Annotated in this window: 13 protein-coding genes; 5 read left to right on the top strand and 8 right to left on the bottom strand. The window is 73.9% G+C overall.

Annotated elements, in window-relative coordinates; translation table 11 throughout:
• Window positions 1-22: 22 nt before the first annotated feature.
• Genes HT134_RS28805 through HT134_RS28815 form a run of 3 tightly spaced genes read right to left on the bottom strand, consistent with a single transcriptional unit; the run spans window position 23 to window position 3,824 of the window.
• Window positions 23-1,132 carry an ATP-binding protein gene (locus HT134_RS28805; RefSeq protein WP_175603599.1) on the bottom strand — a complete coding sequence of 370 codons (1,110 nt, stop codon included), beginning with the start codon at window positions 1,130-1,132 and terminating at the stop codon, window positions 23-25.
• Window positions 1,129-2,469, bottom strand: coding sequence for a DUF5691 domain-containing protein (locus HT134_RS28810; protein WP_175603600.1), 1,341 nt, complete (start codon window positions 2,467-2,469; stop codon window positions 1,129-1,131). Before HT134_RS28810 ends, HT134_RS28805 begins: the two co-directional genes overlap by 4 nt.
• Window positions 2,466-3,824 (bottom strand): SWIM zinc finger family protein, encoded by a 1,359-nt coding sequence (locus HT134_RS28815; protein WP_312888513.1) that lies wholly within the window; start codon window positions 3,822-3,824, stop codon window positions 2,466-2,468. The genes HT134_RS28810 and HT134_RS28815 overlap by 4 nt, the downstream gene beginning before the upstream one ends.
• Before the next feature lie 89 nt (window positions 3,825-3,913).
• Between HT134_RS28815 and HT134_RS28820 the strand changes: the two genes are divergently transcribed.
• Both HT134_RS28820 and ligD read left to right on the top strand, forming a co-directional pair.
• Complete coding sequence (locus HT134_RS28820) at window positions 3,914-4,450, top strand: cupin domain-containing protein (protein WP_175603817.1); 537 nt, start codon at window positions 3,914-3,916, stop codon at window positions 4,448-4,450.
• Between the two features lie 159 nt (window positions 4,451-4,609).
• A complete protein-coding gene (gene ligD / locus HT134_RS28825; protein ID WP_175603601.1) occupies window positions 4,610-5,611 on the top strand; it encodes a non-homologous end-joining DNA ligase in 1,002 nt (333 codons plus the stop codon).
• A gap of 3 nt (window positions 5,612-5,614) precedes the next feature.
• Here the strand turns inward: ligD and HT134_RS28830 are convergent, their stop codons facing one another.
• Window positions 5,615-6,067, bottom strand: a complete 453-nt coding sequence (locus HT134_RS28830; protein ID WP_175603602.1) for an Lrp/AsnC family transcriptional regulator — start codon at window positions 6,065-6,067, stop codon at window positions 5,615-5,617.
• 94 nt (window positions 6,068-6,161) lie between these two features.
• Here HT134_RS28830 and HT134_RS28835 point away from each other — a divergent pair, with 94 nt between their 5' ends.
• Together HT134_RS28835 and HT134_RS28840 are read left to right on the top strand one after the other, a co-directional pair.
• On the top strand, window positions 6,162-7,031 hold the full coding sequence (locus HT134_RS28835; RefSeq protein ID WP_175603603.1) for an LLM class flavin-dependent oxidoreductase: 870 nt from the start codon (window positions 6,162-6,164) through the stop codon (window positions 7,029-7,031).
• Window positions 7,028-7,453, top strand: a complete 426-nt coding sequence (locus HT134_RS28840; protein ID WP_175603604.1) for a nucleoside deaminase — start codon at window positions 7,028-7,030, stop codon at window positions 7,451-7,453. The genes HT134_RS28835 and HT134_RS28840 overlap by 4 nt, the downstream gene beginning before the upstream one ends.
• Before the next feature lie 7 nt (window positions 7,454-7,460).
• Here HT134_RS28840 and HT134_RS28845 read toward each other — a convergent pair whose 3' ends face one another.
• The 4 genes from HT134_RS28845 to HT134_RS28860 form a co-directional block, all read right to left on the bottom strand.
• The gene (locus tag HT134_RS28845; RefSeq protein WP_175603605.1) at window positions 7,461-8,321 is read right to left on the bottom strand and encodes an alpha/beta fold hydrolase; all 861 of its coding nucleotides are present in this window, start codon (window positions 8,319-8,321) and stop codon (window positions 7,461-7,463) included.
• A gap of 81 nt (window positions 8,322-8,402) precedes the next feature.
• Window positions 8,403-9,422, bottom strand: a complete 1,020-nt coding sequence (locus HT134_RS28850) for a cytochrome d ubiquinol oxidase subunit II (RefSeq protein ID WP_175603606.1) — start codon at window positions 9,420-9,422, stop codon at window positions 8,403-8,405.
• 2 nt (window positions 9,423-9,424) lie between these two features.
• Window positions 9,425-10,795 carry a cytochrome ubiquinol oxidase subunit I gene (locus tag HT134_RS28855; RefSeq protein ID WP_175603607.1) on the bottom strand — a complete coding sequence of 457 codons (1,371 nt, stop codon included), beginning with the start codon at window positions 10,793-10,795 and terminating at the stop codon, window positions 9,425-9,427.
• A gap of 402 nt (window positions 10,796-11,197) precedes the next feature.
• Window positions 11,198-11,749 (bottom strand): TetR/AcrR family transcriptional regulator, encoded by a 552-nt coding sequence (locus tag HT134_RS28860; RefSeq protein WP_175603608.1) that lies wholly within the window; start codon window positions 11,747-11,749, stop codon window positions 11,198-11,200.
• A gap of 130 nt (window positions 11,750-11,879) precedes the next feature.
• On the opposite strand from HT134_RS28860, the gene HT134_RS28865 reads away from it, so the two are divergent.
• Entirely contained in the window at window positions 11,880-12,926 is a 1,047-nt protein-coding gene (locus tag HT134_RS28865; RefSeq protein ID WP_175603609.1) for an alpha/beta fold hydrolase, read from the top strand.
• Window positions 12,927-12,997 lie beyond the last annotated feature (71 nt).

The raw sequence follows: 12,997 nt of genomic DNA on the forward strand, positions 1-12,997 counted from the left end.
ACAGGCGCAGCGTCATGACGGGTCAGGAGACGCCGCGGCAGGCGCGGTAGAAGTCCTGCCAGCCCGGGCGCTCGCGGACGACCGTCTCCAGGTACTCCCGCCACGCCACCCGGTCCGACACCGGCTCCTGCACCACGGCCCCGACGATGCCCGCCGCCACGTCGGCCGGCCGCAGCACCCCGTCGCCGAAGTGGGTGGCCAGCGCGATGCCGCTGGTGAGCACCGAGATGGCCTCGGCCGTGGACAGCGTGCCGCTGGGCGACTTCACCCGGGTGCGGCCGTCCTCGGTGACCCCCGAGCGCAGCTCCCTGAACACCGTCACCACGCGCCGGATCTCCTCCAGCCCCGTGCCCGCGCCCGGCAGCTCCAGCGACCGGCCGAGCTGGTCGACGCGCCGGGCGACGATGTCCACCTCCTCCTCGGCCGTCGCCGGGACGGGCAGCACGACCGTGTTGAAGCGGCGGCGCAACGCGCTGGACAGGTCGTTGACCCCCTTGTCGCGGTCGTTGGCGGTGGCGATGAGGTTGAAGCCGCGCCGCGCCTGCACCTCCCGGCCCAGCTCGGGGATGGGCAGCGTCTTCTCCGACAGCACGGTGATCAGCGCGTCCTGCACGTCGGACGGCATGCGGGTGAGCTCCTCGACCCGGGCCACGCGGCCCTCGGCCATGGCCCGCATCACCGGCGACGGGGTCAGCGCCTCGACCGACGGGCCCTCGGCGAGCAGCCGGGCGTAGTTCCAGCCGTAGCGCACGGCCTCCTCGGGCGTGCCGGCGGTGCCCTGCACGAGCAGCGTCGAGTCGCCGCTGATGGCCGCGGCCAGGTGCTCCGACAGCCAGGTCTTGGCCGTGCCCGGCACGCCGAGCAGCAGGAGCGCGCGGTCGGTGGCGAGCGTGGCGACGGCCACCTCGACCACGCGGCGGGCGCCCACGTACTTGGGCGTGACGCGGTCGCCGTCGCCGAGGAGGTAGGTGGTGACCGCCCACGGCGACAGCTTCCAGCCGGGCGGCCGGGGCCGGTCGTCCTCCTTGGCGAGCAGGTGCAGCTCCTCGGCGTACTGCTCCTCCGCGTGGGGACGCAGCACCTCGGCGTCGCTCCCCTGGCGGGGGCTGCTCACCGGGCTGAGGTCGTTCACGAGAGCTCCTCCATCATGTCGGCGCGGAACCGCAGCAGGGCGGCCACCTGCTGCACCGCCGGCTCGGTCGAGTAACGGGCGGCCGGCTCGGCCAGCGCCGGGGCGACGCGCTCGCCGGCGAGCTTGACCAGCTCGCCGAGGTTCCAGGGCTGGGTGCCGGCCACCTTGACGATCTTGGCGAGGACGGCCGTGGCCAGCTCCTCGCGCCACTGCGGGGACACGCCGCCCAACACCATGATCAACTGGCTGTCGAGGTCGTGGTCCCGCACGAACGCCGCCGCGAGTACCTGCTGCTCCCCCGGCGGCAGCACGGTCAGCAGGTCGGCGATCGGGTCCCAGGCGAACATCGCCCGTGCCCACTCCGGGTCGCGCTGCAACAGGGCGGCCCGCACCCAGGCGGTCTTCACCTCGGCGTCCCAGTCGGGGATGCGCAGCGCCAGCAGCGGCGCCGGGTCGGGGCCCCAGATCTCCAGCGGGGCGCGGGCGATGACCTGCTGGAGCCACCAGGCCCGCTCCCCGATGCCCCGGGGCGGCTTGGCCTTGACGCCGTCGCGCTCCATCGCCCGGTCGCACTCCTGGGGCGGGCGCACGTGCATCACGTCGGCGGCGATGGTGAAGCAGGCGCGGGCCCGCTCGGCCATCCGCCCGGACAGGCGGGAGCCGGGCAGCCGGGCCAGCAGGTTGGCGGCCTGCTGGCGGACCTCGCGGCGGCGGTCGTCCAGGGCGTTCTCCAGGAACGGCTCGTCGGCCATGGACAGCCCGTCGGCCAGCACCGTCACGAACTCCGCCCGGTCGTCCGGCGTCTCGCTCGCCCACGTGCTCTCCAGCAGCAGCCGCGCCGCCCCGGGATCGCCGGCCCTGAGCCGCCGCAGGTAGGCGCGGCGGTCGGCGGGGCTGCCCAGCTCCCACGTCTCGCCGGTCGGCTCCTCCAGGAGGTAGGCCCAGGAGGGGTTGAGCCCGGCCAGCCACCGGCCGCGCCGGCCGGCGAGCACGCCGAGGTGGGCGCGGATGGAGTGGTCGCGGCGGCCGCGGTCGAGCAGCTCGGGCAGCACGTACGGGGGGACCCGGCGGCCGGTCGCCGCCGCGGCGGCCAGCCACTCGGGCAGCAGCCGCTCGTACTCGCCGCCGAGGATGCGCGCCAGCCGCTCGGCGGCCCGACGGCCGACGGCCTCCTGCTCCTCCCCGGCCGCGACCCCGCCGTCCGCGGGCGGCGTGGCGAGGCGGCGGCCGGCGCGGCGGCGGGCGACCTCCACGGCCGCGTCGGCCAGCAGGTCCGCGTGGTACGGCCGGCGGTCCGTGCCGACCAGGGCCGTGGAGGCGAGATCGTCCCAGTTCACAGGAGCACCACCGTCCCGTCGTCGGCCCACGTGGTCAGGGGCCGCAGGCCGTGGGGCGTCCACTCGGCGGCCACCGTGACGGGCCGTCCGCCGGAGACCGCGATCAGCCGCCACGGGTCGTACGCGCTCCGGTGCAGCGGGAACCCGCCGACACCCGTGCGCCCGGGCACGACGCCGGCCAGCACGAGCGGCCAGGAGTCGGTCCACGGGTCGGCGGCGAGCGCGGCGGCCACCTCGTCCATCGCCTCCTCCGGAGTCATCCCCGGCGGCTCCCCCATCGGCGAGGCGAGCGTGGTCGCGGTGACCGGCAGGGCGCGGAGGGGGGCGGCGCCCGGGTAGAAGGCCAGGTCGGCGTCCACGGTGGAGCCCGTGACGAACGACGGGTCGAGCGCCTGGCCCTGCGGGGCGAACGAGAGCACCAGCGCGGGCCGTCCCGTGTCGCGCCCCCGCAGCCACACCCGGCGGGAGGTCAGCCGCTCCTGCACCTCGTCGCGCCGCCCCAGCACGTCCCACCGGTCGCGGACGGCCGGACCGGCCAGCACCTCCTCGCGCATGACCGGGAAGCCGACCCGCGACAGGACCGTCTGCGCCAGCGGGGCGGGCAGGTGGGCGCGGCGGCGGTAGGCCACCGCCAGCAGGTCGATCAGGGCGTACTCCGCCAGCAGCCGCTCCGGCCAGTCGTCGGCCGCCCGCGCCTCACGCAGGCGCGACACCGTGCTCGCGACCCCGGGCGCCTGGGCGTCGACCAGCCGTTTGGCCAGGTCGTCCCAGGCGCCGTCGCCGGCCGTCGCCAGCCCTTGACGGATCTGGTCGGCCAGCCAGCGCTCCAGTTCGGCCAGGCCGGCGGCCACGCGCGCGTGCCGGGCCGACTCCGTGGCCGCGCTCCGCGCGCCGGCCCTGCCGCCGGTCGTCGCGCCCTGGCGCGACTGTCGCGCGGTCTCACCCGCGCCGGAGCGGGTGGCGCCGCGGTCGCGGCGGGCGAGCCAGTCGGCCGCCCACGGCGGCGGCTCGGCGGCGGGCACGTCACCGGCCGACCAGAGGAGCAGCAGGCCGAGCGCGTGCTTGCACGGGGACTTCCGGCTCGGGCAACCGCACCGGTAGGCGGGGTCGTCGAGATCGACGCAGACCTGGTACGGTGTCGCCCCGCTGCCCTCGCACTCGCCGAACAGCACGGCGGCGGGAACGGTGGCGGACACAGTCGCGGGCACACTGCTGGGCACGGCGGCGGGAGGTGCGGCCGTCGCGACCCCGAGCAGCGGCCACGCCTCAGCCCGCGCCACGCCCTGGGCGGCCTTGCGGGACGGCGCGTCGGGGGCGAGGGCGAGCACCTGCTCCGGGCTCCACCGTTCGATCACCTTGGCACACTAGCCACTCCGGCTGACATTTCCAGCCCTCATTGACACCCTAGTCAGAGCCTGGACCATAGACTCGGCCCGTGGAGCTGATGATCTATCCCGACGGCCCGTCCATCGAGGTCGCGGACGAGGCGGAAGCCCTGGCCGGCGGCCTGGAAGGGCAGCTCGTCCTGGACGGCACCCGGTTCCTGCGCCGCGACGTCCACGGGACTCCGGTCGGGTTCGAGGAGCGCCCGCCGATCGCCCGCGCCCTCGACCTGCTGCCCCACCCCGAGGGCGGCTGGTACCGCCAGACCTGGAGGGCGCCGGTCGAGTTCCGGCCCGACGGCTATCCCGGCCCGCGCGCCAGCGCCACGGGCATCTACTTCCTGCTCCAGCCCGGCGAGGAGTCGGTGCCGCACCGCGTACGGTCGGACGAGGTGTGGCTGTGGCACCGGGGCGGGCCGCTGGCGCTCACCGTCGGCGACGAGACCGTCGTGCTCGGGCCCCTGGTGGAGGAGGGGCAGGTGCCGCAGGCCGTGGTCCCGGGCGGGGTCTGGCAGGCGGCCCGCCCGGCCGGGGACGAGGCCGTGCTGGTGAGCTGCGTGGTGTCGCCGGGCTTCGACTTCGCCGACTTCTCCGCCTGAGCCCGGCCTTCTCCACCTGAGCCCGGCCCTCTCCACCTGAGCCCGGCCCTCTCCACCTGAGCCCGGCCTTTCCAGCCGGGAAGGCGTTTTGCCGGGACTTGGCCTGCCCTGTACCCGCGCCCGACCGTAGCCGTCCCGCGGGCGGGAAGGCCATCGGTCATGGGGCGACTGCCCGCGTACCGGCCGATGCTCGCCCAGCTCGGCCCCCTCCCGCCGCCCGCGCAGCGGGAGCTGTGGTCGGCGGAGATGAAGTGGGACGGCGTGCGCGGTCTGGCGTACGTCGAGGCGGGGGCGCTGCGCCTGATGTCGCGCAACGGGCGTGACGTCACGCTCGCCTACCCGGAGCTGTACCCGATGGCCGGGGCCGTGGGCGGGAAGGACGTGGTGCTCGACGGGGAGATCGTCGCGTTCGACGAGAGCGGGCTGCCCAGCTTCGGCGCCCTGGCCCTGCGGATGCACCAGCGCCGCCCCATGAGGATCGCCGAGCTGGTGAAGACGGTCCCCGTCACGTACATGGTCTTCGACGTGCTGCACGTCGGCGACCACAGCACCGTCCGGCTGCCGTACGACGAACGGCGGGAGCTGCTGGAGGGGCTGGTGCGGCCGGGCTTCCGGTGGCAGACGCCGGTGGCGTTCCTCGGCGACCCGCGCGCGGCGCTGCAGGCCAGCCACCGGCTCGGCCTGGAGGGCGTGGTGGTGAAGCGCCGCGACTCGCCGTACCGGCCGGGCCGGCGCGGCCCGGAGTGGACGAAGGTGAAGAACTTCTCCAGCATGGAGGTGGTGGTCGGCGGGTGGAAGCCGGGCGCGGGGCGGCGCGCCGGGGGGATCGGGTCGCTGCTGCTCGGCGCGTACGACCCGGGCGGCCGGCTGCTGTACGTGGGGCACGTCGGCACGGGCTTCACCGACGCCATGCTGGAGGCGCTGCGCGCGGAGCTGGCGCCGCTGGAGCGGCCCACCTCGCCGTTCGGGCAGCCGGTGCCGCGCGAGTACGCCCGCGACGCCCGCTGGGTGGAGCCGCGGCTGGTGGGCGAGGTGCGATACGCGGACGTGACGGGTGACGGGCGGCTGCGCCACCCCTCGTGGCGGGGCCTGCGCCCCGACCGCGCGCCGGAGGAGGCGCGGACGGAAGGGCTGGGACGCGCGGACACCCGGGCAGGATGAGGCTCAGGAGCAGGGGGCGGACGGCGCCCGGTAGGGCAGCGTCTGGCTGTAGACGACGTTCGTGGTGGTGCTGCCGAACTGCGCGAGCTCGTCCACGATCCGCTCCAGGTGTCCCATGGAGACGGCCGCCACCTTGAGCGTGTAGCAGTCGTCCCCGGTGGTGCGCAGGCATTCGAGGATCTCCTGGCGCTCGCCGAGCAGCCGGTGCAGCGGCTCGTGCCGGTTGCCCGGGTACTTCAGCCGGACCACCGCCAGGACCGTGAAACCCACCTTGCCGAGGTCGATCTCGGCCCGGTAGCCGGTGATGACGCCCGCCGCCTCCAGCCGTCTGACCCGCTCGGTCGTCGCCGAGGCGCTGAGGCTGACGCGCCGGGCCAGCTCGGTGAGGGGGATCCGGCCGTCCCGCTGGAGCTCGGAGATGATCGCCCAGTCGGTCATGTCGACATTCTCGGTCATATGCCAAAACTACCGATGAATCCACGGCAACACCGCCGATACCCCGCGAGGATTCCCTTCCACACCGCCTGTAGGGGTGGATAGCGTGGGACGGGTGCGTATAGGAGTCAATGTCCCCAACTTCGGCCCCGGCACCGACCCCGCCACCCTGCGCCGGTGGGCTCGGACCGTCGAGGGCCTCGGTTTCGACCTGCTGATGGTCTCCGACCACGTGGTGGTGACGCCCGACGTGGCCGAGCAGTACCCGGCCCCGTTCTACGAGCCGTTCACCACGCTGTCGTGGCTGGCCGGCGTCACGGACCGCATCGGGCTCGGCACGACCGTGCTCATCGTCCCGTACCGCCACCCGCTCCTGGTGGCGCGGATGGCCGCGAACCTCCAGCGGCTCAGCGGCGGGCGGCTGGTGCTCGGTGTGGGCGTCGGGTGGGCGCGGCAGGAGTTCGAGGCGCTGGGCGTGCCGTTCGAGCGGCGCGGCAGGCTGACCGAGGAGCACCTGCTGGCGATGCGGGCCGCGTGGGAGGACGAGGACGACTACCGCGCGGGCCACATCCCGCTGTGGGTGGGCGGCAACAGCGACGCGGGCATCCGCCGGGCCGTACGGCTCGGCGACGCCTGGCACCCGCTGCGGCGCACCGTGCCCTGGATGCGGGAGGCGGCGGGCCGGATGGAGGCCGCCGCCGCGGAGCTGGGACGGCCCGTGCCCGCCATGGTCCCGCGCATCCGGCTCCGGCTCACCGGCGCCCCGGTCACGGGCCCGGACCGGCTCGCCGGCGAGGGCACCCTCGACCAGGTGCTCGGCGACCTGGAGGAACTGCGGCTGCTCGGCGTGGACACCGTGGTCGTCGACCCGTTCGGCACGGACCCGCGCGAGACCCTGCACCCGGAGGCGGCCTGGCGCGACCTCGCCACGCTGGCCGCCGCCCGCCCCACCGATTCCCTCGTACGAACGGAGAAGACATCATGACCAGCGACGAAGAGCGTTTCCTGCGCCGGGCCATCGAGCTGGCCGCCGAGGCCCGCGAGGGCGGCGACCCGCCGTTCGGCTCGCTGCTGGTGGGCCCGGACGGCGCTGTGCTGGCCGAGGAGCGCAACACGACCGTCACCGGCGGCGACATCACCGCCCACCCCGAGCTGAAGCTGGCCCGCTGGGCGGCCCGCGAGCTCACGCCGGACGCCGCCGCGGCCACCACCATGTACACGAGCTGCCAGCCGTGCGGCATGTGCGCGGGCGCGATCGAGCGCTCGTTCCTGGGCCGGGTGGTGTTCGCGCTGTCCGCCGAGCAGCTCAGCGGGCTCAAGCCGCCGGCCACGGCCGCCGGTCCCCGCCTGGAGGGGCCCGCCCTGTACGCGGAGGCGCGGGTCCCGGTGGAGGGCTACTACGTCTGAGGCCCGGTCAGTCCACCGCCAGGTGGGCCTGCAGCCAGGGGCGGAGCACGGGCAGGACGGCGGACGGCTGCATGGCGCCGGTGTGGTCGAGGCCGTCCAGCACCCGCACCTCCCAGCCGAGCGACTCCAGCTCGGCCCGCCGGTTCAGGAACGGCCCGGCGATGTCCACGCGGACGCCGCCCCACCGCTGGTCGTACTCGATCACGTCGGCGGAGCCGGCGAAGCAGAGCCGCGGGCAGGTGACCCGGCCCTGGACGGCCCGGTCGTCGAACCCGCGCAGCCCCTCGTAGAGCGTGACGAACTGCTTGGTCTGGTCGGGGCTCATCGTCACCTCGGCCTTCGACCAGTCCCCCGGCTCCGCGGGCTCCGCGGGCTCGGCGGGGGCGGCGGGCGGTTCGGGCGAGGCCATCGCGTGGGTCGCCATGGTCACGGCGAGCATCTCCGCGTACGGGCCGCCGATCGGCGGGTAGCCGCCCATGACCAGCCCCGACAGCCGGTCGGTGCGGATGGCGAGCTGGAGGCCGCTGAGCGCCAGCCAGGAGTAGCCGTAGTACGCGAAGCGCCCGGCGCCGGCGGCGTCGGCCACGGCCAGCAGGTCGGCGGCGACGTTGGCGGGGGTGAGCGTGTCGGCCTTGGGGTGGGCCAGGACGTGGTTCTCGTAGTCGAACGCGACGACGCGGAAGGCGTCGGCGAGGCCGTCGATGAGGGTACGGCCCAGCGCCGGGTCCACGCCCCACTTGCGCATCTCCGCCGCCTTCGGGCCCTCGACGGGGCGGGGGTTAACGGGCAGGAGCACAGTGGGGCCGTCACCGCTGATCTCGACGTCGAGGGCGGCCCCGTCGTGCAGCTTGACCGTGGTGGTCGTCATCCGCTTCTCCTCTGATTCTTTATGCCATAAAGAGTTATCGGAGGAAGAGGATAGCTTATGGCGTAAGGAGTTGGCGCGGGGTCAGGGCCCGGCCTGCTTGCCGCCCGCGGTGTGCTCCCGCTGGAACGTCGCGTACAGCCACCACAGCGATGGCACCAGCAGCACCGCGCCGAACGCCAGCGAGCCGAGGCTCGCCGCCAGCACGGACGTGGTCGCCGCCGCCTCCCGCAGCGTCACGCCGGGCAGCAGCACCGGGTACTGCCCCACGCCCCACCCCCACAGCAGCCCCACGACGGCGAGCGCAGCGGTGACGCGCACCTCCCGGTAGCGGCGCAGCCACAGCAGCGGCAGCGAGGCCACCCCCGCCACCACCGAAAGCACGAGGAACGGCAGCGCGCGCCCCGTGGTCAGCTCCGCGAACAACCCCGGCGCGTCGGCGCGCAGCACCAGCAGCCCCGCCGCGGACAGCACGCCCACGACCACGCCCGTCACCAGCGCCCGGCGCCGGAACTCCTCCGCCAGGTCCGGCTGCCCGGTGCGCTCGGCGTCGCGGGTCAGGTAACAGGCGGCCAGGTACGCGGCGGTGCCCACGGCCAGCGCGCCCGCCGTCAGCGACGTCGGGTTGGCCCAGCTCGTCACCAGGTCGCCCCGCGCGATGCCCGGCGGCACCCGGCCGGAGGCGATGGCGCCCGCCGCCGTGCCCAGGAAGAACGGCGTCACCACGGACGAGAACGCGAACGTGGCCCCGAACAGCCGGCGCTGCCAGAGCCGCGTCGACGCCTTGCGGAACGCGAAGGCCGAGCCCCTGGCGATGATGCCGAGCGCCGCCAGCGTCAGCGGGATGTACAGGGTGGAGGCGACGGCCGCGAACACCGAGGGGACGCCCGTCCACATCAGCACGATCACGAAGATCAGCCACACGTGGTTGGCCTCCCAGACGGGGCCGATGGAGTGCTCCACCAGCTCCCGCCGCCGGTGCCCCGTCCCGGCCCCGCCGGACAGCAGGTCCCACACGCCGCCGCCGAAGTCGGCGCCGCCGAACAGCACGTACGCGGTCAGTCCCACCCACAGCACCGCGAGCATGATCTCCGGCAGCCCCATCGTCAGACCACCTTGTAGCCGGCGACGTCGGGCTCCTGCGGCGCCACCGGCACCGGCACGTCCCGCGCCAGCCGCCGCAGCACGTACACGGTGGCGACGGTCAGCACCACGTACACCGCCGTGACCAGCGCGAAGCCGTACACCAGGCCGGGCGCCGGGTTGACGGCGTCGGCGGTGCGCAGCACGCGGAACACGATCCACGGCTGGCGCCCCACCTCGGTGACGACCCAGCCCGCCTCCAGGGCCACCACCGCCGCCACCCCCGACACCGCCGCGGCGCGCGCGAACCACGCCGTGCGCGGCAGGTCGCGCCGCCGCCACCACGACACCGCCAGCCACGCGGCGAGCAGCAGCAGCGCCATGCCCATGCCCACCATGATCTGGAAGGCCCAGTGGACGACGTTGACGGGCGGCCGGTCGGCGGGCGGGACCATGTTCAGGCCCTGGATGACGGCGTGGGGATCCCAGTGGGCCAGCAGCGACAGCCCGTACGGGATCTCCAGGGCGTACCTCAGCTCGCCGTCGACCGCGATGCCGCCCAGGTGCAGCGGCACCCCGCGGCCCGAGGCGAACACGCCCTCCATGGCGGCCAGCTTGACCGGCTGGTAGTCGGCCACGAAGTGCGCGGCCCAGTCGCCCACGCCGATCTGGAACGGCGTGACGACCGCCGCCACGGTCATCGGCAGCAGCAGCCCCAGCCGGTGGTAGCGGTCGCGCCGGCCGCGCAGCATGGCGACCGCGTACACGCTCGCCATGCCGTACCCGGCGACCATGAACGCCGCCAGGATCATGTGGACCGTCTGCGGCGGCGTCGCCGGGTTGAACATCGCCGCCCACGGGCTCACGGCCACCACCTTGCCCGCGCGCAGCGTGAACCCGGTGGGCTGCTGCATCCAGGCGTTCGCGGTGACGACGAAGAAGGCGCTGGCCACGCCCGCGAGGACGATCGGCACGCCGGACAGCAGGTGCTGGACGGGCGACAGCCGCTCCCAGGCGTACAGGTAGACGCCGATGAAGATCGCCTCGATGAAGAACGCGATGCCCTCCAGCGCGAACGGCAGCCCGATGACCTCGCCGTAGGTGCCCATGAGCCCCGGCCACAGCAGGCCCATCTCGAACGACAGGATGGTGCCCGAGACGGCGCCCACGGCGAACAGCACGCCCATGGCCCTGGCCCAGCGCCGGGCCAGCAGCCGGTAGTGGACGTCCCCGGTGCGGTGACCCCGCCACTCGGCCAGCAGCGTGATCGCCGGCATGCCCACCCCGAGGCAGGCCAGGACGATGTGCCAGCCGAGCGAGAGCGCCATCTGCGCCCGCGCGGCGCCCAGGTCGGCCGAGGTGGCGCTCACGGCGACGAGAAGGGGAGTGACCATGTGTCATCTCCTGCTTGAGAACCGGGACCGGGCCCTGACACCCCGATCCCTATCCCCGCGCGGGACGGACGACACCGGCACGCACCGCTTTTTGCCGTACCCCTGCCATGCCGCGGCGCCGACTGCTCAGAACACCTGGGCGAGGCAGCCCAGGGCGACGGCCACCACGATCACGGCCACGGCCAGCGCTCTCATGGACGGGGGAATGCGCACCATATTGCCCCTCCGGGTTTCACAGGCAGGACCGCACGAGCCATTCGTCCGCGTCGTAGGCCCGCTGCGCGGGGTCCGGCGCGGTGGCCGCGCGCCCTTCGGTGCCGTTCCGCCGACAGCTCCTCGTCCAGGTGCTGGTCTGGCCATGCCTGCGGCGGGTCGGCCGGCCAGATCACCGCCGCACGCAGGTCAGCGCGCCTGCGGGGTGCCGGCGCCGCGCAGCAGCGTGTCGACCACGACGTCGGCGGCCTGCGCGGCACTCAGCTCGGACAGGTCCTCGGCGGCGCGTTCCATCAGCGGCGGCAGAACCGTGGCCACCCAACCAGGCGGCAGGTCGGAGCGCAGCAGGCCCTCGTCGGTGGCGCGCCGCAGGAAGGCGTCGACCTCGTCGATCAGGCGACGGCGGCGCTGGCGGATCGTCACGTCGCGGAGCATGCGGCTCGTCTCCACGGGCCAGGCGCGGTTGACGGCGATGATGCCCTCGACGTAGCGATGCAGTGCGACCGCGACCGGGGCCTCGCGTAGCCTGGCGGCCTCGATGGCCTCCTCGACCGCGTCGTAGCGCGCTCCGTAGACGGCGGCCATGAGGTCTTCGCGGGAGGCGAAGCGGCGGTAGACCGTGCGGCGGTCCACTCCTGCCTCGGCGGCGATGGCGGCGATGCTCGCCGAGGGGTCGGCGGCCAGCATGCGGGCGCCCGTGCTCAGAACGCGTTCCAGGTTGCGTGTCGCGTCTGCTCTCACCCGCCCAAGATACCCCCTTCACGTAGCACATGACGGAATTTAGTGTCACAGTAGTGAGGCATTTAACGGCGTAGAGAAGCGAAGGAAGAGAGATGTCGCATTCCCAGCGACACGACACGGAGGAACTCACATGATCGACAGGCGTACCTTCGGCAGGGCACTGGGGCTGGCCACCGTCGCCTCACTGACGGGCATGCAGGTGGTCCCGGCCGCCGCCACCACGCGTGGCGCGGCCCCGGCGTTGCCCGCGGTCACGCCGGGCACGCACACGTCCTTCACTTCACTGAAGCAGGTCAAGGCCGGGCTGCTGGACATCGGTTACGCCGAGGCGGGCCCCGCCCGCGGGCCGGTGGTCATCTGCCTGCACGGCTGGCCGTACGACATCCACAGCTTCGTCGACGTCGTGCCGCTGCTGGCGGCGCAGGGCTACCGGATGATCGTCCCCTACCTGCGTGGTCACGGCACGACGCGGTTCTTGTCCTCGAAGACGTTCCGCAACGCCCAGCAGTCGGCGATCGCACTCGACATCATCGCGCTGATGGACGCCCTCAAGATCGACAGGGCCGTACTGGCCGGCTTCGACTGGGGGTCGAGGACGGCCGACATCATGGCGGCCCTGTGGCCGCAGCGGTGCAAGGCCCTGGTCTCGGTGAGCGGCTACCTCATCACGAACCTCGCGGCCAACCTCGAACCGCTGCCGCCGAAGGCCGAACTCGCCTGGTGGTACCAGTACTACTTCGCCACCGAGCGGGGCCGGCTCGCCATGGAGGACAAGGACAAGCGCCACGACCTGACCCGGCTCGTCTGGGACACCGTCTCCCCGACCTGGGACTTCGACGACGCCACCTTCGAACGCACGGCCGCGGCCTTCGAGAACCCCGACTACGCCGCCATCGTGATCCACAACTACCGGTGGCGGCTGAGCCTGGCCGACGGGGAGCGCCGCTACGACGGTCTGGAGAAGCGGCTCGCCGCACGGCCGGTCATCAAGGTGCCGACCATCACCCTGGACGCCGAGCGCGACCCGTTCACGGCGCCGCCGGGCGACGGCTCGTCGTACCGGAACATGTTCACCGGCACCTACGAACACCGCACCCTGCCGGGCATCGGCCACAACCTGCCGCAGGAAGCACCCACGGCCTTCGCCCAGGCCGTCGTCGACGTGGACCGCTTCTGACCATCTCAGGCCGGGACCGGCACATCAGTCGGTCGACGGTCAGCATCGGGATCGAGCAGACCTGCGGGGAA

The organism is Nonomuraea rhodomycinica (assembly GCF_013363995.1).
GTDB lineage: Bacteria > Actinomycetota > Actinomycetes > Streptosporangiales > Streptosporangiaceae > Nonomuraea > Nonomuraea rhodomycinica.

Coding starts and splice junctions, on each gene's coding strand:
- HT134_RS28840 (WP_175603604.1), top strand. CDS start 7,028: ATGACCAGCGACGAAGAGCGTTTCCTGCGCCGGGCCATCGAGCTGGCC.
- HT134_RS28850 (WP_175603606.1), bottom strand. CDS start 9,422: ATGGGGCTGCCGGAGATCATGCTCGCGGTGCTGTGGGTGGGACTGACC.
- HT134_RS28830 (WP_175603602.1), bottom strand. CDS start 6,067: ATGACCGAGAATGTCGACATGACCGACTGGGCGATCATCTCCGAGCTC.
- ligD (WP_175603601.1), top strand. CDS start 4,610: ATGGGGCGACTGCCCGCGTACCGGCCGATGCTCGCCCAGCTCGGCCCC.
- HT134_RS28865 (WP_175603609.1), top strand. CDS start 11,880: ATGATCGACAGGCGTACCTTCGGCAGGGCACTGGGGCTGGCCACCGTC.
- HT134_RS28845 (WP_175603605.1), bottom strand. CDS start 8,321: ATGACGACCACCACGGTCAAGCTGCACGACGGGGCCGCCCTCGACGTC.
- HT134_RS28855 (WP_175603607.1), bottom strand. CDS start 10,795: ATGGTCACTCCCCTTCTCGTCGCCGTGAGCGCCACCTCGGCCGACCTG.
- HT134_RS28820 (WP_175603817.1), top strand. CDS start 3,914: ATGATCTATCCCGACGGCCCGTCCATCGAGGTCGCGGACGAGGCGGAA.